The sequence below is a fragment of the Collinsella sp. CLA-ER-H3 genome (assembly GCF_040092425.1).
Classification (GTDB): domain Bacteria; phylum Actinomycetota; class Coriobacteriia; order Coriobacteriales; family Coriobacteriaceae; genus Collinsella.
Genome location: NZ_JBBNLP010000006.1, coordinates 21827 through 41905 on the forward strand (window position 1 = coordinate 21827; position 20079 = coordinate 41905).

Below are 20079 nucleotides of genomic sequence, written 5' to 3' on the forward strand. Positions count from 1 at the left end.
TGTAATGAGTATCCATACTCATATACCAGTTGGTCCTACCGACAAAAGAAAGGGGAGAGAACGTGAACAACTTTCTACGTTTGATTGGAAGGCGTCTCGTGGCGCTGCCGATCATGGCATTGGGCGTCACCGTCCTGGTGTTCTTCCTTATGTCGTTCTCCAAGACCGACCCCGCCTATACGGCGTTGGGTGACGGTGCCTCGCCCGAGGCGGTTGCCGAGTACCATGAGAAGTATGGTCTGGACGACCCCTGGCCCGTGCGCTACGTGCGCTACATGGGCGATCTGATCCATGGTGACATGGGCACCTATGGTGCTGCTCGCAACTCCGTTGCCAAGCGCATCTCCACGGCCCTGCCCGTCACGATGCAGCTGACCTTCATCGGTCTTGCCATCGGCGCGGTCGTCTCGTTTTTGCTCGGCGTCATCGCGGCACTGTATCGCGATAAATGGCCGGACCAAGTGATCCGCGTCTTTTCCATCGCCGGCTTGGCAACCCCGTCGTTCTGGCTTGCCGTTCTGTTGATTCTGCTGTTCTCTTCCTACCTTAAGGTGCTCCCGGCATCCGGTGCTCTGCCTCACTTCACCACCAACCCGGCTGGCTATCTGGGACGTATGATCATGCCCGCTATCGCTCTGGCATTCCCGCTGACGGGCCAGATGACTCGTATCGTGCGTACCGCCATGGTTGAGGAGCTCGACAAGGACTACGTCCGCATGGCCCGTGGCGCCGGCGTTCCCGAGAAGGTCGTCGTCGGCATCAACGTTTTGCGCAACGCGCTGATCACCCCGGTCACCACCCTCGGTCTTAAGATCGGTTACCTTATGGGCGGCGCCGTCGTCATCGAGGTCATCTTCAACCTCCCCGGCATGGGTACTGCGATTCTGCAGGGCGTTCAGGGCAACGAGGCGAACCTGGTTCAGGGCGTCGTCATCGTCGTTGCTCTTGCCTTCATCATCATCAACATCGTGGTTGACATGCTCTACCTGCTCATCAACCCGCGCATCAGGACGGTGTAGATTATGGTAAAGATTCGAGAGAAGCAAACCGAGCAGCTCGAGAAGGCTGCCTCCAAGGGGCTCAAGCTCGGTGGCTGGAAGAAGATGACGCTGTCTTCTAAGATTGCCGCCGTCGTGCTGGTGTTGGTCGCCCTGACCGCGATTCTGGCGCCCCTTCTTGCCCCCTATAGCCCGGTCGAGATTTTCACTGCTCGCCAGGCTCCCGGCAATGGATTTATCTTCGGTACCGACGATAAGGGCCGCGACATCCTGTCGCGTATGCTTTACGGTGGCCGTTACTCGCTGATCATCGGCTTCGGTGCTACTGCCATGGCTCTGGTCTGCGGCTCGGTCGTGGGCGCCCTCGCGGCGGTTTCGCGCAAGTCCGTTTCCGAGGCGATCATGCGCATCCTGGACATCATCATGTCCATCCCGGGCATCGCCCTCGCTGCCGTCTTCGTCTCCATCCTGGGCAATTCCGTGCCGTCGATCATCTTCGCCATTGGCTTTATGTACACTCCGCAGATTGCCCGTATCGTGCGCGCCAACATCGTGTCCGAGTACGGCGAGGACTATGTCCGCGCGGTCATCGTTTCCGGCGCCAAGGCTCCGTGGATTTTGATCAAGCATGTTCTGCGTAACTGCATCGCCCCGATCATGGTCTTCACCGTTACCCTGGTCGCCGACGCCATCATCTTCGAGGCCTCGCTGACCTTTATCGGCGCTGGTATCCAGGAGCCCACCGCTACCTGGGGCAACATCCTCGCCGACGCCCGCGGTGGCGTGCTCGCTGGCCGTTGGTGGCAGGCGCTGTTCCCGGGTCTGGCTATCATGATCACCTGCCTGGCGCTCAACATCCTCTCCGAGGGCATTACCGACGCCATGGCCGCTGCTCCCTCCGCCGCCCTGGATCCGACCGATTCCTCCAAGCGCCGCGAGGCCGACCTGCTGGTCTCCGACCCTGTTCGCGCTTACAAGGAGCAGGCTCAGTCCCTGTCCGCCCGTCTTGGCGCCCTGCGCGATGTCGAGCTCAAGCGTAACGACCGCCATGTGCCCGATGAGTCCGTTGAGCCGATCCTTTCGGTCCGTGATTTCTGCATCCAGTTTGAGCACCACGGTGATATCAACGTCGTCGATCATGTCAACTTTGATGTCCGTCCTGGCCAGACCATGGGCCTGGTCGGTGAGTCCGGCTGCGGTAAGTCCATCACCACGCTGGCCATCATGGGCCTGACCGACGATGACGAGCATCTTTCCGGTGAGGTTCTCTGGGAGGGCCGCGACCTGCTCAAGATGAGCAAGAAGGAGTGGTTCGGCCTGCGCGGTACCGATATCGCCATGGTCTATCAGGACGCCCTGTCCTCGCTCAACCCCTCCATGCTCATTTCCGCCCAGATGAAGCAGCTCACCAAGCGCGGCGGTACCCGTAGCGCCGAGGAGCTCCTGGAGCTCGTGGGCCTCGACCCCAAGCGTACGCTCGAGAGCTATCCGCATGAGCTTTCCGGTGGTCAGCGTCAGCGCGTTCTGATCGCTATGGCCCTTACCCGCGACCCCAAACTGGTCATCTGCGACGAGCCCACGACCGCTCTGGACGTTACCGTCCAGAAGCAGGTCATCAAGCTGCTTAACGATCTTCAGGCCAAGCTCGGCTTTGCCATGATCTTCGTTTCGCACGACCTGGCACTGGTCGCCGAGGTCGCTCATAACATCACGGTTATGTACGCCGGCCAGGTTATCGAGCAGGCGCCCACCAAGGAGCTGCTCACCAACCCGATTCACGAGTACACCCGCGGCCTTCTGGGTTCCGTCCTGTCCATCGAGAGCGGTTCGGGCCGCCTGCACCAGGTGCCCGGCGCCGTTCCGAGCCCGCGCGATTTCCCCAAGGGCGATCGCTTCGCACCCCGCTCGAGCCATCCGCGCATTGGCCTGGACACCCGTCCGGTCTTCAAGCGCGTGCCCGGCACCGAGCACTTCTATTCCGAGCTCCCCGACGAGGTGCTCAAGGCAAATGGTTTGACCCCTCACGCGGAGGTGATGTAGATGAGCGAGACCGCAGTCAACGGCGTCGAGCCGATCATCTTCCTTGATGACGTCCACGTCACCTTTAGGACCCGTACCGGCTCGATTCTGCACCCCAACCTGGTTCACGCCGTCCAGGGTGTAACGATTAAGCTCATGCCCGGACAGACCATCGGCATCGTCGGCGAGTCCGGTTGCGGAAAGTCCACCACCGCCAACGTCATGTGCGGCCTGCAGGCCCCCACGAGCGGCAAGGTCTACTTTAAGGGCAAGGACGTTACCAAACGTACCGCCGAGGACCGTCGCCACATGGGTCGCGTCATCTCGGTCGTGTTCCAGAACCCGGCCACGGCGCTCAATCCCCGCATGGTCGTTCGCGAGCAACTGCTCGACCCCATGCGCGTCCACAACCTGGGTACCGAGGCCGAGCAGGAGAAGCGCGTCAAGGAGCTCTTGGAGCTCACCGGTCTGCCCAGCTCCGCCGCCGAGGTTCTTCCCGGCCAGCTTTCGGGCGGCCAGCGCCAGCGCGTCGCAATTGCGCGCGCCCTGTCGCTGAACCCCGATGCCATCATCGCCGACGAGCCCACCTCGGCTCTGGACGTTTCGGTCCGCGCGCAGATTCTGAACCTGCTGACCGACCTTAAGAAGGAGCTCGGCCTGGCCATGGTGTTCATCAGCCATGACATCCAGACGGTCCGCTATATCTCTGACGACATCATCGTTATGAATGGCGGCAAGATCGTCGAGCAGGGCGAGGCCAAGCAGGTCTTCCAGCACCCTCAGGACCCCTACACCAAGATGCTGCTCGGCGCTGCGCCGTCGCTGCTGCATCCCAAGCTCGGCGAGTAGCCTCGCTTTCCCTCCCGTGCGCCCGGTTCCCTTGCCGGGCGCACCTCCGTTGCGATTTCGAAAGGTTGGGTTCACGAGCCATGCCAAGTGCTCAGGAGCTACAACAGCAATTTGGTGAATATCGAGGCGCTATGCCCCGTCCATCGGATTTCGATCTCTTTTGGAAGGACCGCATGGCCGAGGCCGACGCCGTCGAGCTCGACTATGCGATTGAGGCGGCTTCGGTTGCGGATTCCGCGACCTGTCGGTTTTTCGACCTCTGGTATACCGGCATGTGCGGTGCACGCCTGCATGCCAAGTATCTCCAGCCGGTTTCGGACGAGCCCGTGCCGCTGGTGCTACAGTTCCACGGCTATCCGGGTGCAAGCCGCAGCTGGTTCGAGCAGGCGTCGTTTGCGGGCATGGGCATGGCACTCATCGCTCTCGATTGTCCTGGCCAGGGTGGCCCCTCCGAGGATATTGGTGGATTTGAAGGCACGACGGTTGCTGGGCATATCGTCGCCGGTATCGACGGCGACCCGGCCAATCTTTACTATGTCCGCTTGCACCAGGATATCCGCATTCTGTGCCGTATTGTTCGCGAGCTCGAGGGCATCGATCTTTCCCGCGTATTTGTGAACGGCGCATCGCAGGGCGGCGGTTTGGGCATTGCGACCTGCGCGCTTAATAGTGAGCTTATCAATCGCGCTGCCATCCTCTATCCCTTCCTGTCGGATTTCCGCCTTGTTTGGGATCTGGATGCCGACGATATCGCTTATGAAGGCCTGCGTTATTGGTCGCGTTGGTTTGACGAGGACTCGACTCGTATTGAGGAGGCCTATGCCAAACTGGCGTACTTCGATTCCAAGAACTTTGCGCCCATGGTCAAATGCCCCGTGCTGTTTGGCACGGGCACAGCCGATATCGTCTGTCCGCCGGCGACGCAGTTTGCGGTCTACAACAATCTGGCCTGTGAGAAGCGACGCGAGTTCTTTGAGGGCTTTGGCCACGAGGAGATTCAGGACTTTGACGATCTGATCATTCCGTTTTTCTGCGAGGGAGGGGAGGCTCATGTCTAAGTGCGAGAGCAATATCGACGAGCTGATCGTCCCCGGGCTCGCGGAGATGCCTGGAACGGTTTCGTCAAGGCTCGCAGAATATCGGGACTGGCGCGGTGATGTCCAAGCAGATGTTTCTGATTTAGAGACATGCGCTTCGAATCTTGAGATTCAAGGCCTGGCCATTACGGCGATTGACTTTGTTAACCCCTGCGCCCGTTACTCGGAGGTCTCCTTTGAGCTCGGTGACGATGCGATTCACGCTCGTTTGATCGAGCCTGTCGGTCGTGCCCGAGTGTCTGAGCGCGTGCCGCTGTGCCTGATGTTTCACGACATCGATCGACCCGTGCGTGGATGGCATCACATGACGAGATTTGCCGCCATGGGGTATGCCGTTCTCGCGCTGGATGACGATGTTGCTGGTGCGGACGACCTGCAGTGGGGGATTGCTTCGCCCGCTTTTGTCAAGCGCGTCCGTTGGGGCTGCGCGTTGGCGAAGGTCGCGCGCAATCTTGATGGCATGGATCCCGATCGCATTTTTGCATGGGGCGAGGGTCTTGGCGGCGGTGTCGCGCTGGCGGTTTCTGCTCTGGACGAGCGCGGACTTGCCTGCACGGCGGTTGCCAATCCAATTCCCGGTGGCCTCGAGGCTCTGTCGTCTCGGGTGCGCGGATCGGTGCTCATGGGCACGTCGCTCATGGATACCGTGAGCGACCCCAAGGGTCAGTTTGCCGTATTCAACGGTCTTGAGTGTGACCGGAGGCATATCATCTATGCCAAATACGCTCATGAGCGTATTAACGCGTTCGAAAACGAAGTCGTCGACTTCTTTAACCAAACGTTCTATCCGTGTTCTTTGGCCTAGACGGCCTGGACACTGCCAACAAGAGTGAGCGGCATAGGGCCGCTCGCCAGACAGCTAAGGAGATTCTTGTGGCAACTCAGAAATTCACCGGCGTTATCCCTCCCGTCGTTGTTCCCGATACCGAAGACCACCAGCTCGACGTTGCCTCCTTTGAGCGCAGCATCAACCGCATGATCGATGCCGGCGTCGATGGTCTGTTCTTCTTGGGGTCTTCGGGCGAGGTCGTCTTCTCCACCGATGAGCGCCGTCGCCAGATTATCGCCGAGGCCGTTCGTATCGTCGACCACCGTGTGCCTGTTCTGGTCGGCATCATCGATACCGAGACCGAGCGCATGATTGAGCACGGCAAGGTCGCCCAGGAGCTGGGCGCCGATGCCCTCGTCGCCACCTGCCCGTTCTATGCCCTGCAGGGTATGACCGAGGTCGAGGAGCACTTCCGCATCCTGCACGAGGAGCTCGACCTGCCCATCTTTGCCTATGACATTCCCGTCTGCGTTCACACCAAGCTCCCCTGGAAGCTCCTTGCCAAGCTCGGCGCCGAGGGCGTCCTTGCTGGCGTCAAGGATTCCTCGGGTGATGACATCTCGTTCCGCTACCTCGTTCAGGAGAACGAGAAGAACGGCCATCCGATGAGCATCCTCACCGGTCACGAGGTTGTTGTCGACGGCGCCTATCTCGGCGGCGCTGACGGTTCCGTCCCGGGTCTCGCCAACGTTGAGCCCGAGGGCTACGTGCGTCAGTGGAAGGCCGCTCAGGCTGGTGACTGGGCTACCGTCAAGGCCGAGCAGGATCGTCTCAATGAGATCTCCCACATCTGGGATGTCACCTCGGGCGTCCAGGGCTATGCCGGTGGCGTCGGCGCCTTCAAGACCGCTATGAACCTCATGGGCATCTTCGACAGCCCGACCATGCCGCGCCCGGTGAAGGCCATGACCGGTGAGAACGTCGAGGCGATTAAGAAGGTCCTCCAGGACAACGGCCTCCTTTAAAGCTTTCCCAGGCACCCGACCTCGCCGTTCAACCGTGCGGCCATGACCCATTAGGTCAATGGCCACACGGCTTCTCGGCGATCTCGGGCACCTGGAAAACCTTTACCGCGCTGTGACGGCTAGCCTGACGGCGCATTTCCTGTAGTTGTTTATATCTCCTAAGGAGAGCGACATGGAGAACAAGTACGTTTGCTCCGTCGATATCGGCGGCACCAAGATTGCGACTGCCATTATGGAGTATCCGGCTGATGGCGGCGTGCCCCATCCGGTCTTTGAAGCCGAGGTTCCCACCGAGGCCCAAGAAGGCGGCGAGGCAGTTTTCCAGCGCATCGAGGCGTCCATCAAGGCTGCTCTCGAGGCGAACCCCGATGTCGAGGTCCTCGGTATCGGTATTGGCGCCGCCGGTGTCGTCGACCCCAAGACGGGCGCCATCGCCTACGCCAACGAGATCATGCCCGGCTGGTCTGGCGTTCAGTTGGGGCCGCGTCTGCGCGAGGACCTTGGTCTTCCCGTTGCCGTGGTGGGCGACGTGCAGGCTCATGCTCTGGGCGAGGCCCACTGGGGCGTCGGCAAGGGCAAGTTCTCCGTCTTGTGTCTGGGCATCGGTACGGGCATCGGCGGCGCATATGTCGAGAACGGCCGCGTGATGCAGGGCTTCCACGGTGCTGCCGGTCATATGGGCCACATCGAGTGCTCGGCTGCCGCCGGCATTCCCTGCGCCTGCGGGCGTTCTGGCCATCTTGAGTCTGTTGCTTCGGGCACTTCCATTGGTCGCATGTACGACGAGCGCTTTGGCCGCGTCGACCCCAGCCGTCCTTCGGTCGGTCGCGATGTAAACGACCTGTGCCGCGCGGGCGACGCAAAGGCGACTGAGGTCATCCATGACGCCGGCTTTGCGCTGGGTGCCAGCTTGGGCTCGCTCGCTAACATCCTGGACCCTGAGGTCATCGTGCTTTCGGGTGGCGTGATTCACCAAGGTCCCGATTGGCGTTCACAGACGTGGAAGGATTCGGTACACGAGGGCTATGCCAGCCAGGCGCTCGATCCGCTTCAGGACACGCCGATCCTCATCGGTTCTCTTGAGGGCGATGCTCCGCTCATCGGTGCCGCCGAACACCTTCTTGCGTCGTTGAAATAAACATAGCTACCAAGTGCGCCTTCTGAGGTGCCGCAGATTGACGTGAAAGAGGAGCGAAGCGTACTTCGGTACGCGAGCGACGGTTTGAACGTCAAGGTGCGGTGTCTCAGAAGGCTGTTTTTGAGAAAGGTTGAGTCGAACATGACCGTTGATCCTTTGATCCAGTCCCTGAAGGGCAAGCTCGTCGTGAGCGTTCAGGCGTATATGGGCGAGCCGCTTCGTACGCCCGAGACCATGGCTCAAATGTCTCGTGCTTGCGAGCTCGGCGGCGCCGCCGCCATTCGCTGCCAGGGCCTTGCCGACATTGCCGCCATTAAGGGTCGCTGTGAGGTCCCCGTTATCGGCCTGTGGAAGGATGGGCACGAGGGCGTTTACATCACGCCGACGCTGCGTCACGCTCGCGCCTGCGTTGCTGCGGGTGCCGATATCGTGGCGATCGACGCCACCGATCGTCCGCGTCCCGACGGCAAGTCGGTCGAGGATACCTTCCGCCCGCTGCACGAGGAGGGTGTGCTCCTGATGGCGGATTGTGCCACCATCGAGGACATTCGCCGTGCGGTTGATATGGGCTTCGACCTGGTATCTACCACGCTTTCTCACGGTGTCGCTGCCATCGACTGCACCATGGCCGATGGCCCCGATCTGCCGCTCCTGCGTCAGGCGACCGAGGAATTCCCCGGTCTTCCCATCATCTGCGAGGGCCGCGTGCACACGCCCGAGGAGGCTCGCGCCGCGATCGATGCTGGCGCCTGGGCCGTTGTCGTCGGCACCGCCATCACGCATCCCACGAGTATTACAAGTTGGTTCAAGGCTGCGCTTGAGGCGTAAGACAGGCCTCGTATCCGCTCGGGGCGGTATACTCAATAAAGGCAATTGATCGCGCGGGATCCGCTGGCCGGGTCCCGCGCTTGTTTTAGGAGGCGCACATGCAAAAGGGAGATGCCATGGATGCGGCGGAGCGCTCGGAGCGCATCCCCGATATCGTCATCATCACCGGAATGTCTGGATCGGGCCGAACGCAGGCCATGCATGTGTTCGAGGACATGGGCTACTTTTGCATCGACAACTTGCCTCCGCGTCTGATCGCCCAGCTTGCCGAACTCGTCGGCATCAATACGGGCGTGGGCAGGCATCTTGCCGTCACCTGCGACCTGCGCAGCCAGGGCTTGTTCGATGAGCTGCTCGATGCCGTTGCCGCACTCGAGGAGCGCGAGATGAGCTGTGACATCGTGTTTCTCGAGGCCTCTGACGAGGTGCTGATTCGTCGCTACAGCGAAAATCGCCGCCGTCATCCCATTGCCAAGCCGGGGGAGACTACGGCCGATGCCATTCAGCGCGAGCGCCTTCAGCTGCAGGGCGTGCGCGACCGAGCCGATATGATTATCGACACGAGCCGTCTGCGTACCTCTGCGCTGCGCAACAAGCTACGTATGGCATTTTCCGAGCTGTCCGACCAGCAGCTCATGGACGTCCACGTGTTCTCGTTTGGCTTTAAGCACGGCATGCCCGTCGAGGCGGACATTATGATCGACGTCCGCTTCCTGCCCAATCCGTTCTACGATCCCGAGATGCGCACGATGACCGGTCTCGATAAAAAGGTCTCTGATTTTGTTCTGGACCATCCCAAGACGCAGGAGTTTTGGAAGGCTTGGACACAGCTGCTCGATACGGTGATGCCAGGCTATATCGCGGAGGGTAAGCCGCAGCTTTCTATCGCCATCGGCTGCACGGGCGGCCAGCATCGCAGCGTTGCCATTGCCGAGGCCACGGCCCGTTACCTGGAAGGCGCTCAGTATCATGTGAGCATCTCCCACCGCGACCTGTCGCGCGCCAACACGAAGGCATAGGCCTGCATGTCGTTTACCGCTGAGGTGCGCGACGAGCTTGCGCGCTGCGAACCCGAATGTGAATACTGCGACTTGTCGACGCTCGCCGCCCTCACGCGCGTGAGTGGTACGCTCTCCCTTGCCGGCTCTGGGCGGTATCGTTTGACCGTTGCGACTGAGACGGGAGCCGTCGCGCGCACGATGATCACGCTGACGCATCGTATCCTTAAGCTCAAAACGGAGTTCACCGTCCGCAAATCTGTCTTGCATAAGGTTCGAAACTACCTCATCACCTTGCCTGATCAGCCAGACCTGGATAAGGCCTTGGTTCTGCTGGGTATCCTCGACCGTAGGGGAGGACTTGTCGCCGGCGTACCCCGACATATCGTTGCCCGTCCTTGCTGTAGACTTGCCTATATCCGCGGCGCGCTCATCGCGGGCGGCTTCGTGGCCGATCCACGCGGCGATTTTCATTTGGAGATCGCTGTGCAGGGCGAGCAATATGCCAAGGGACTTTGCAATCTGTTGGAGCAGATTGGGGTCCATGCTCGTGTTAATGCACGGCGGGGGTCATATGCCGTGTACATTAAGAGCGCCGAGGAAATCGAGCATCTATTAAAGCTGATTGGTGCCAAGCGCAGCGTTGCCGAGATTGAGGAGGCGCGCGCGGTCAAGTTGGTTAAGAACGATGTGAACCGTCGCGTGAATGCCGAGCTCGCCAACCAAACCAGAAGCGCCGGTGCTGCCCAACATCAGCTTGCGCTTATCGACGAGCTCGAGCAGCGTGGCCTTCGCGATGCGCTTCCGGATGCCTTGGCGGTCTTTTGCGACCTGCGCGAGCGCTATCCTGATCTGTCGCTGCGTGATTTGGGGGAGATGGCTGACCCTCCCTTGTCGAAGTCAGCCCTCTACCATCGTGTTTTACGGCTTGAAAAGCTCATTGAAGCAAACAGGTAGTTTGAAGTAACGACTTATATACGGATTTAGCTGCTATTTTAGTCTTTAAAACGTTTTAACGTAAATTTGCTTTTCAATTTCGAGCATTCTCGTGAAATTCAAGTCAAAAAAAAGGTATATTAGGCGAGTGGTTAGTTTGTGGGCCTCAACGGCGGGCGCTGTAGCTCGCGGGGGCCTTACGAAAGGAGACACAATGGCAGTAAAGGTTGCTATTAACGGCTTCGGTCGCATCGGTCGTCTGGCTTTCCGTCAGATGTTCGGTCATGAGGGCTCCGAGATCGTCGCTATCAACGACCTCACCTCTCCCGATATGCTCGCTTACCTGCTGAAGTACGACTCCACGCAGGGCAACTACGCTCGCGATCACGAGGTCGTTGCTGGCGAGGATTCCATCACCGTTGACGGCAAGGAGATCAAGATCTACAAGGAGGCCGACGCCAACAACCTGCCTTGGGGCGACCTCGACGTCGACGTCGTTCTCGAGTGCACCGGCTTCTACACCAGCAAGGCTAAGGCTCAGGCCCACATCAACGCTGGCGCCAAGAAGGTCGTCATCTCCGCTCCGGCCGGCAGCGATCTGCCCACCATCGTGTACAACGTCAACCATGAGACGCTGACCGCTGAGGACAACATCATCTCCGCTGCTTCCTGCACCACCAACTGCCTCGCCCCGATGGCCAAGGGTCTGAACGACTTCGCTCCCATCGTGTCCGGCATCATGACCACCATCCATGCCTTCACCGGCGACCAGATGCCGCTCGACGGCCCGCAGCGCAAGGGCAACTTCCGTCGCTCCCGCGCCTGCTCCGAGAACATCGTCCCGAACACCACGGGCGCTGCCAAGGCCATCGGCCTGGTTCTCCCCGAGCTCAACGGCAAGCTCATCGGTGCCGCCCAGCGCGTCCCGACGCCGACCGGCTCGCTGACCAACCTCTACGCCGTCGTTGACAAGAAGGTCACCGTCGACGAGGTCAACGCTGCCATGAAGGCCTACGCCGAGACCATCCCCGAGACCTTCGCCTACAACGAGGACCAGATCGTCTCCCGCGACATCGTCGGCGAGACCCACGGCTCCATCTTCGACGCCACTCAGACCATGTGCTCTGACCTCGGCAACGGCCAGACCCTCGTTCAGGTCACCTCTTGGTACGACAACGAGAACTCCTACACCTCTCAGATGGTCCGCACCATCAAGTACTTCGAGAAGTTCGTTGCTTAATTTAGCTTTTAGCGAATAGCTCGTTGAGCGTCTAAAGAAGGGCGCGGCCTTATAGGGCTTACACCCTAGGGTCGCGCCCTTTTTATAAGAAATCGTCTGCCGTAATGGGAGGCAGACACGTACGAAAGGTAGAAGCAAACATGGCCTTTACCAAGAAGACCGTCCGCGACATCGATGTCGACGGCAAGCGCGTTCTCGTCCGCGTTGACTTTAACGTGCCTATCAAGGATGGCGTCGTTGGCGACACCACCCGCATCAAGGCTGCCCTGCCCACCATCAACTATCTCGTTGAGCACAACGCTCGCGTCATCCTCATGAGCCACCTCGGCCGTCCCGAGGGCACCGGCTTCCAGCCCGAGTTGTCCCTCGAGCCCGTCGCCAAGAAACTCGCTGAGCTCTCTGGTCTCGACGTTGCCTTTGTCGCCGACACCTACGGCGAGAAGGCTGCTGAGGCTGTCGCCGCCGTCGAGCCGGGCAAGGTCCTCGTTCTCGAGAACGTCCGTTTTGACAAGCGTGAGAAGAAGAACGATCCCGAGATCGCCAAGAAGCTCGCTTCCTATGGCGACGTCTTCGTTCTCGATGCCTTCGGCACCGCTCACCGCGCCCAGGGTTCCGTCGTGGGCCCCGCCGCTTACCTGCCTGCCGTCGCTGGCTTCCTGCTCGAGAAGGAGGTCGACACGCTGACCGGCATCTTCGCCGAGCCCGAGCGTCCCTTCGTCGCCATCGTCGGCGGTTCCAAGGTTTCCTCCAAGATCGGTGTTCTCGATCACCTCATCGACTCCGCTGACACCCTGATTATCGGTGGCGGCATGGCCTACACCTTCTTCCTGGCTCAGGGCCTGACCGTTGGTCAGTCCCTCAAGGAAGAGGACTGGGTCGAGCGCGCCGGCGAGATGCTCAAGAAGGCCGAGGAGAAGGGTGTCAAGATCCTACTCCCCATCGACAACCGTGTTGCCGATCACTTTGGCGAGGACGCTGTCCCCGAGGTTGTTGCTTCCGACGCTATCCCCGACGATCGTGAGGGTATGGACATCGGTCCCAAGACCGAGGAGCTCTATGCCGAGGCTGTCAAGGGCGCCAAGACCGTGTTCTGGAACGGCCCCATGGGCGTCTTCGAGTTTGACAACTTTGCTCACGGCACCCAGGCTATCGCCGAGGCTCTCGCCGAGGCTGACTGCACCTCGATCATCGGCGGTGGTGACTCTGTCGCAGCTGTCAACAAGTTCAACCTGGCCGACAAGATGAGCTGGATCTCCACCGGTGGTGGCGCTTCCATGGAGCTCGTCGAGGGTAAGGCCCTGCCCGGAGTGGAGGCGCTTCTCGATGCCTAATCGCACCCTTCTTATCGCTGGTAACTGGAAGATGAACAACGACGTCGCCGAGGCCGCCAAGCTCGCCGACGAGCTGGCTCAGGCTCTGCCCGAGGTTCCGGCTGGCGTCGAGGTGCTCGTCTGCCCTCCGACCATCGACATCACCACGGTTCATGACCGCATTCAGGCTGCCCCCATCGCCCTCGGTGCACAGAACGTGTACTGGGAGGCCAAGGGTGCCTTCACGGGTGAGTCCTCTTGCGACATGCTCAAGTCCGCTGGCTGCACCTACTGCATCATCGGTCACTCCGAGCGTCGCGACTACTTCCACGAGACCGACGAGGACCAGAACAAGAAGGCCAAGGCTCTCGTTGCCGCCGGCCTTGTTCCCGTCTTCTGCTGCGGCGAGTCCCTTGAGGTCCGCGAGGCCGGCACCTATGTCGAGCACGTCGTGAACCAGGTCAAGGCTGGCCTTGCTGGTCTTGAGATCACCTGCCCCAAGCAGGTCGTCGTCGCCTATGAGCCCATCTGGGCCATCGGCACCGGCAAGACCGCTACCGCCGAGGATGCTCAGGAGGTCTGCGGCGCTATCCGTGAGACCCTCAAGGAGATGTTCGGCGAGGAGCTCGCCAACGGCATCCGCGTTCTCTACGGTGGTTCCGCCAAGCCCGGTAACATCGCCGAGCTCGTCGCCAAGCCCGACGTTGACGGCGCCCTCGTGGGCGGCGCTTCGCTCAAGGCTGCCGACTTCGCCTCTATGGTCGTCAAGGCAGGCGAGTAGGACATATGGCACAACGTCATCTTCCTGCACTCCTGATTATCATGGACGGCTGCGGCCTGGCTCCGGCTGATGGCGAGAACGCCGTCGCCGCTGCCAAGACGCCCTTCCTTGATGGCCTGTACGAGAAGTATCCTCACACCACGCTCGGTGCTTCGGGCGAGGACGTGGGCCTTCCCGACGGCCAGATGGGCAACTCCGAGGTGGGTCACCTCAACATCGGTGCCGGTCGCATCGTGTTCCAGGAGCTTTCGCGCATCAACAATGCCATCAAGGACGGCTCCATCGCCAAGAACGAGGTTTTCGTCAAGGCCATGGACGATGTCAAGGCTGACGGCAAGACTCTCCACCTCATGGGCCTTATGAGCCCTGGCGGCGTTCACTCCCACATGAACCACGTCGAGGCTCTGGTCAAGATGGCTGCCGAGCACGGTGTCAAGACCGTTCGCGTCCACGCCTTCATGGATGGCCGCGACGTTGACCCGCAGTCCGGTGCCGGCTACATGAGTGAGTTCTGCGCCTTCCTGGCTAAGATCTCCGAGGAGACCGGTTGCGACGCTCGCGTTGCCACCGTCTCGGGCCGTTATTGGGCCATGGACCGCGATAATCGTTGGGAGCGCATCCAGCGCGCCTACGACGTCATGGTCAACGCGTCCGATGCTGATACCGACCCCGTTGCCGGTATCAAGGCCTACTACGAGAAGGACCCGCGCGGCGACGAGTTCGTCGAGCCCTTCGCTGCCCACAACGAGGGCATTCACGAGGGCGACGCGGCCATCTTCTTCAACTTCCGTCCCGACCGCGCTCGTCAGATGACCCGCGTGTTCACGGACAAGGAGTTCGACGGCTTTGAGCGCGAGCAGATCAAGCTTTCGCACTTTGTGACGATGACCGAGTATGATCCGACGTTTGACGTCGAGGTCGCCTTCCCCAAGACGTTCCCCGAGAACGTCCTGGCCGACGTTATCGCCGCCAATGGCCTGAAGCAGCTGCACACTGCCGAGACCGAGAAGTACGCCCACGTGACGTTCTTCCTCAACGGTGGCATCGAGGAGCCCAAGGAGGGCGAGGAGCGCGTGCTCGTCGCTTCCCCCAAGGTTGCTACCTACGATCTGCAGCCCGAGATGAGCGCTCCCGAGGTTACCGAGAAGCTCGTCGCCGCCATCAACGAGGATCGCGCTGATTTCTACATCGTGAACTTCGCGAACTGCGACATGGTTGGTCACACCGGTGTCTTCGACGCTGCCGTTAAGGCCGTTGAGGCTGTTGACGATGCCCTGTCCAAGGTTGTCCCGGCGATTCTCGCCAAGGGCGGCTTTGCACTGATTACCGCCGACCACGGCAACGCCGATCACATGTTTGACGTTGCTTCCGACGGTTCCAAGCATCCGTTTACGGCTCACACCACCAACCGCGTGCCGTTCATCATCGTTGATGAGAAGGCCAAGCTCACCGGTATCGAGGACGGCCGTCTTTCCGATATCGCTCCGACCATGCTCACCATGGCTGGTATTGAGCCTTCCGCCGAGATGACGGGCCGCGTGCTCGCCACCGAGGCCTAAGAGAAAACAAATACCGTTTTCTAGTAAGGGGGTTGTCCACAACCGGACAACCCCCTTTTTGGTATTTCTGCCATTTCCACCCCGTCCTTGAGTGGCAGGTAGGGGAGAGCGGGGGATTGTGGTACAGTACTGGAGTTTGAACTGTTCTATTAAGGAGCTTATCTATGGGTCCGTTCCAGATTCTTCTGTTTGTCGTTTGGGCTGTTTCTGCCGTGGCGCTGACGATTCTCGTCCTGATGCATTCCGGTAAGGGTACCGGCGTTTCGGATATGATTGCCAGCTCGCTGTATAACTCCAGCTCTGCCACGGGCGTTATGGAGCAGAACCTTGACCGCCTGACCGTCATCATGGCTGTCGTGTTTGCCGTGTGCGTCGTGCTGTGCATGTTCTTCTTCCCGCAGGGCATCGTGGGCTACTAATCACGAGCCGCATAAATACTTGAAAAGGGTCCCGCAAGTGCGGGACCCTTTTTGTTTACATATTTGTAACAGAGTCAAAATATCCTCATATACTTCGCCCAACTAAAGAAAATCTCGACCGTTAACCGGAATTAGCCCCAAATCGTGCATAAAATGCGCTACTGTATTGCAATACGTTGGTCCGCTTTGTATAACCAGCCAAAACGGCGGACCGCGTTTGAATGGTTCGATTGGGCTGTCTTGACGTTGCCCGACCGAACTTACTTTGTCCTATCTCATAAGGAGGATGGCATGGCTGATTCTATGTTCCACCAGCCCGTTATGGGTCGTCGCGCCTTTGTCGGCGGTACCCTTGCTGCGAGCTCCATGGCTTTTCTTGCCGCATGCGGCAAGAAGGGCGGCGACGCTTCCGGTTCTGAGTCCGGTTCGACGCTGAACTTCTACATCAACAACCCGGTCTGCATCGACCCCTACAATGTCCAGGAGGACCAGGGCACTCAGGTCGAGTACCAGCTCTTTGACGCTCTGACCTCTTATGACGCCGAGAAGGGCGAGATCGTTCCGCTGGCTTGCGAGTCCTTCGAGGCCAACGACGACGCCACCGAGTTCACCTTCAAGATCAAGAAGGCCAAGTTCCACAACGGTGACGACGTTACCTCCAAGTCCTTCAAGCTCGGTTGGGAGCGTCTGGTCAACACCAAGTCGGCCATCGCTACCGAGTATGGCCCTTCCGAGGTCTCCTATCACCTTTCCATGGTCGAGGGCTATGACGATCTGCTTGCCGGTAACGCTACTGAACTCAGCGGTGTTACCTGCCCCGACGATGAGACCCTCGTCGTCAAGCTGTCTTCCGCTTACGCCGACTTCCCCTTCGTCGCCTCTCACCCGGCTCTGGCCCCGGTTCCCGAGTGCGCCGAGTCCGATGCCAAGAGCTTCTACCTTGCACCGGTCGGTAACGGCCCGTTCATGATGGACGGCAAGTGGGAGGATGGTCAGGAGATCAACCTCAAGAAGTTCGACGATTACTATGGCGACAAGGCCAAGATCGATGGCATCCACTTCCAGGTCATCAAGGACATGGAGACCGCTTACAAGGAGTTCCAGGCCGGTAACCTCGATGTCTGCGACGTTCCCGTTGCTCAGATCGACGCCGCCAAGAAGGATCGCGGCGTGTCCAAGGACGGCTACACCATGGGTGACGGCGAGCGCATGCTGCTCGGCTCCGAGCCTTCCACCTACTACCTGACCTGCAACAACACGGCCGAGCCGTTTAACAACGCCGACCTGCGCAGGGGTATCTCCCTGGCCATCAACCGTGAGGCCATCTGCAAGACTATCTTCAAGGGTACCCGTACCCCCGCCGACGGCATTGTTCCTCCGGGCATCGATGGCTACAAGGAGGGCGCATGGGAGTTCTGCGCCTACGACGTCGACAAGGCTAACGAGTACCTGGACAAGGTTGCTCCCGCTGGCGCTAACGGCGATCGTGGCATTAACGTGACCCTTTCCTACAACCAGGATGGTGGCCACAAGGAGATCATGGAGTCCATCATCGGTGACCTCGCCAAGGTTGGCGTTACCGCTGTCTCCGATACCCCTGAGTGGTCTGCTTTGCTCGAGCAGTACCAGAACTTTAACTATCAGTTCGGTCGTCTGGGTTGGATTGCCGACTACCCGATTATGGACAACTTCCTGTATCCGCTGTTCCACTCCGACTCCCTCGGTGGCGACAACCGCTCCGGTTACAACAACCCCGAGTTCGACGCCAAGGTCAACGAGGCTCGCACCACGGTTGACGACGAAGAGCGCGTTGCTAAGATGCAGGAGGCCGACGCTATGGTCGCTGCCGACTGCCCGGTCATCCCGGTGATGTTCTACACGCACACCATCGTCGGCTCCGATCGCATCAAGCACCTCTATGTCGATCCGCAGAAGCACGCTGAGCTGGGTACCGCTGAGCTCGCCTAAGAGTTTGCAGCTTCCGTGAGGGTCAAGTATTTACGTAGACCTCATGGGAAACATACAGTTCTCCCTAACCTGGGGTAAACTGGCTGATGGTAATTTTGGGATGCCGGTCTGGCGATCGGCATCCCATTTAGGTTAATCCCTAGATAGGGGAGTGGTATGGGTAAGTACATCGTTAAACGTGTGCTTCAGTTCATCCCGGTATTTTTGGGCGTTACGCTGATTCTGTTCGCCCTTCAGAATATCGTGCCGGGAGATCCGATCAAGCTGATCGGTGGAGACAAGGCTCTGTCCCCCGAGGTGGAGCTTCAGCTTCGCGTCCGCTATCACCTGGTCCAGTCGGACGAGGACGGCAACGCGATCCTTGACGAGAACGGCGACCCCGTTCAAACGTCGCTCGTGGACCGTTACTTGTATTACATGAACGGCCTGCTTCATGGCGATCTGGGCAATTCGTATCAGCGCAAGCTGCCGGTTACGGAAATTTTTGCCCAGAAGTATCCGTATACGGTCAAACTTGCCGCGTGCGCCATCGTGCTCGAGGCAATCATGGGTATCGGTGCGGGTATCATTTCGGCGGTAAAGCGTTATTCCTTCTGGGATATTTTGGTAACGCTCACCACGTCGATCCTCGTTGCGGTCCCGGCCTTCTGGCTCGGTATGTTGCTGCAGCTGTTCTTTGGCGTCATCCTCAAGGACGCTACGGGCGGTGCAATCTCCATGCCGATCTCGGGTGCCGGCGGTTCCAGCTCTCAGTATCAGGATTGGATGCACTATGTGCTTCCGACCATTACGCTGGCTTCGGTTTCGACCGCTTATGCCGCCCGCATTATGCGCTCGCAGCTGCTTGACGTCATGAACCAGGATTACATCCGTACGGCAAAGGCCAAGGGTCTCTCCAATCGCGCGATCATCGTCAAGCATGCGCTTAAGAATGCACTCATCCCCGTCGTTACCTATATTGGTGTCGACTTTGGTGGCATGCTTTCGGGCGCCATCCTGACCGAGACGGTTTTTAACTGGCCCGGTATCGGCTATGAGGTCTATCGCGCCATTAGCATGCGTGACTGGCCCATCGTTATGGGCGGCGTTACGCTCATCGTCGTCGTCGTCATGGTGATTAACCTGCTCGTCGACATTAGCTATGCATTCCTCGACCCGCGCATCCGCCTTGGCGGTCCGTCGGATAAGGCCTAAGGGAGGTACGTCTCATGCAGGAAACTGATTCTCAGTCTCAGGAGCAGGCTACCGCCACCAAGGCCGCATCTGCTCCCGCCAAGTCCCGCACGCTGTGGGGTGACGCTTTTAAGCGTCTTCGCAAGAACAAGCTCGCCGTTATCGGTGTCTGCTGGATCATCATCGTCGTTTTGGTTGCCCTGACCGCAGATCTGTGGGCTAAGCCCTGGCTCGGTTCGCCGACGGCTTCCGACTCGACCACCATGGCCGAGACGTCGCTGTTGGCTCCGTGTGCAGAGCACCCGTTTGGCACCGACGCCCTTGGTCGCGACATTCTCGTCCGCGTTATCTACGGTGCACGCGTTTCGCTGTCCGTCGGCATTATGGCCACCGCGATCTCCACGGTGATCGGTCTGGTCATGGGTGCTCTGGCCGGTTTCTACGGCGGGATCTGGGATACGATCATCATGCGCTGTGCGGACATCTTCCTGGCGTTCCCGTACGTGCTGTTCGTTGTCGCCATGATCGCCGTTATCGGCCGTGGTCTTCAGAACGTCTTTATCGCCATCGGTATTCTCGGCTGGCCTTCGATTGCGCGCGTCTTCCGCTCTGCAATCTTGACGGTCAAAGAAAACGACTATGTTGACGCTGCGCGCGCGATGGGTGCATCTGATGCTCGTATCGTAGTGCGTCACATCTTCCCGAACTCCGTCGCCTCCATCGTGGTCTACGCGACCATGAACATTGGTGGCGCCATTCTGACCGAGTCCGCTCTGTCCTTCCTCGGCATGGGCGTTATTCCGCCTACGCCTTCGTGGGGCTCCATGATTCAGGACGGTCAGCAGTATCTTCTGACTGCTCCCTGGATGATGATCATGCCCGGTCTGGCAATTCTCTCGACGGTGCTCGCCTTCACCCTGCTGGGTGACGGTCTGCGCGACGCCCTCGACGTCAAGATGAAGGACGCATAAG

Annotated in this window: 18 protein-coding genes; all 18 read left to right on the top strand. The window is 59.6% G+C overall.

The genetic code is table 11. From position 1 onward, the window contains the following. Positions 1–62: 62 nt before the first annotated feature. The 18 genes from AAAX32_RS06065 to AAAX32_RS06150 all read left to right on the top strand — a co-directional run bounded on the left by AAAX32_RS06065 (position 63) and on the right by AAAX32_RS06150 (position 20078). Entirely contained in the window at positions 63–1019 is a 957-nt protein-coding gene (locus AAAX32_RS06065) for an ABC transporter permease (protein ID WP_022094871.1), read from the top strand. Between the two features lie 3 nt (positions 1020–1022). Beyond that, the gene (locus AAAX32_RS06070; RefSeq protein ID WP_022094872.1) at positions 1023–3038 is read left to right on the top strand and encodes a dipeptide/oligopeptide/nickel ABC transporter permease/ATP-binding protein; all 2016 of its coding nucleotides are present in this window, start codon (positions 1023–1025) and stop codon (positions 3036–3038) included. Further along, entirely contained in the window at positions 3039–3866 is an 828-nt protein-coding gene (locus tag AAAX32_RS06075) for an ABC transporter ATP-binding protein (protein ID WP_006236159.1), read from the top strand. Positions 3867–3946: 80 nt separating this feature from the next. Then, a complete protein-coding gene (locus AAAX32_RS06080; RefSeq protein WP_055310506.1) occupies positions 3947–4924 on the top strand; it encodes an acetylxylan esterase in 978 nt (325 codons plus the stop codon). Beyond that, entirely contained in the window at positions 4917–5768 is an 852-nt protein-coding gene (locus tag AAAX32_RS06085) for an acetylxylan esterase (RefSeq protein WP_055286947.1), read from the top strand. Before AAAX32_RS06080 ends, AAAX32_RS06085 begins: the two co-directional genes overlap by 8 nt. 68 nt (positions 5769–5836) lie before the next feature. Continuing rightward, entirely contained in the window at positions 5837–6757 is a 921-nt protein-coding gene (locus AAAX32_RS06090; protein WP_035138887.1) for a dihydrodipicolinate synthase family protein, read from the top strand. A gap of 172 nt (positions 6758–6929) precedes the next feature. Then, positions 6930–7895: an ROK family protein gene (locus tag AAAX32_RS06095; RefSeq protein WP_055286945.1), complete on the top strand. Its 966-nt coding sequence runs from the start codon at positions 6930–6932 to the stop codon at positions 7893–7895. A 141-nt stretch (positions 7896–8036) separates the two neighbouring features. Further along, entirely contained in the window at positions 8037–8723 is a 687-nt protein-coding gene (locus AAAX32_RS06100; RefSeq protein ID WP_006236154.1) for an N-acetylmannosamine-6-phosphate 2-epimerase, read from the top strand. A gap of 98 nt (positions 8724–8821) precedes the next feature. Continuing rightward, positions 8822–9742: an RNase adapter RapZ gene (gene rapZ, locus AAAX32_RS06105; RefSeq protein WP_022094878.1), complete on the top strand. Its 921-nt coding sequence runs from the start codon at positions 8822–8824 to the stop codon at positions 9740–9742. Positions 9743–9748: 6 nt separating this feature from the next. Then, a complete protein-coding gene (whiA, locus tag AAAX32_RS06110; RefSeq protein ID WP_055286943.1) occupies positions 9749–10678 on the top strand; it encodes a DNA-binding protein WhiA in 930 nt (309 codons plus the stop codon). 193 nt (positions 10679–10871) lie between these two features. Beyond that, a complete protein-coding gene (gene gap, locus AAAX32_RS06115) occupies positions 10872–11897 on the top strand; it encodes a type I glyceraldehyde-3-phosphate dehydrogenase (protein WP_055286941.1) in 1026 nt (341 codons plus the stop codon). Positions 11898–12037: 140 nt separating this feature from the next. After that, positions 12038–13228, top strand: a complete 1191-nt coding sequence (locus AAAX32_RS06120) for a phosphoglycerate kinase (RefSeq protein ID WP_349100294.1) — start codon at positions 12038–12040, stop codon at positions 13226–13228. Further along, the gene (gene tpiA / locus AAAX32_RS06125) at positions 13221–13988 is read left to right on the top strand and encodes a triose-phosphate isomerase (protein ID WP_022094882.1); all 768 of its coding nucleotides are present in this window, start codon (positions 13221–13223) and stop codon (positions 13986–13988) included. Before AAAX32_RS06120 ends, tpiA begins: the two co-directional genes overlap by 8 nt. 5 nt (positions 13989–13993) lie before the next feature. Then, entirely contained in the window at positions 13994–15547 is a 1554-nt protein-coding gene (gene gpmI / locus AAAX32_RS06130; RefSeq protein ID WP_055310511.1) for a 2,3-bisphosphoglycerate-independent phosphoglycerate mutase, read from the top strand. 164 nt (positions 15548–15711) lie between these two features. Beyond that, positions 15712–15966, top strand: a complete 255-nt coding sequence (secG, locus tag AAAX32_RS06135; protein WP_006236144.1) for a preprotein translocase subunit SecG — start codon at positions 15712–15714, stop codon at positions 15964–15966. 291 nt (positions 15967–16257) lie between these two features. Beyond that, positions 16258–17934: an ABC transporter substrate-binding protein gene (locus AAAX32_RS06140; protein WP_196033307.1), complete on the top strand. Its 1677-nt coding sequence runs from the start codon at positions 16258–16260 to the stop codon at positions 17932–17934. A 156-nt stretch (positions 17935–18090) separates the two neighbouring features. After that, positions 18091–19128, top strand: a complete 1038-nt coding sequence (locus AAAX32_RS06145) for an ABC transporter permease (protein WP_022094885.1) — start codon at positions 18091–18093, stop codon at positions 19126–19128. 14 nt (positions 19129–19142) lie between these two features. After that, on the top strand, positions 19143–20078 hold the full coding sequence (locus AAAX32_RS06150) for an ABC transporter permease (RefSeq protein WP_055310513.1): 936 nt from the start codon (positions 19143–19145) through the stop codon (positions 20076–20078). The last annotated feature ends 1 nt before the right edge of the window (position 20079 follow it).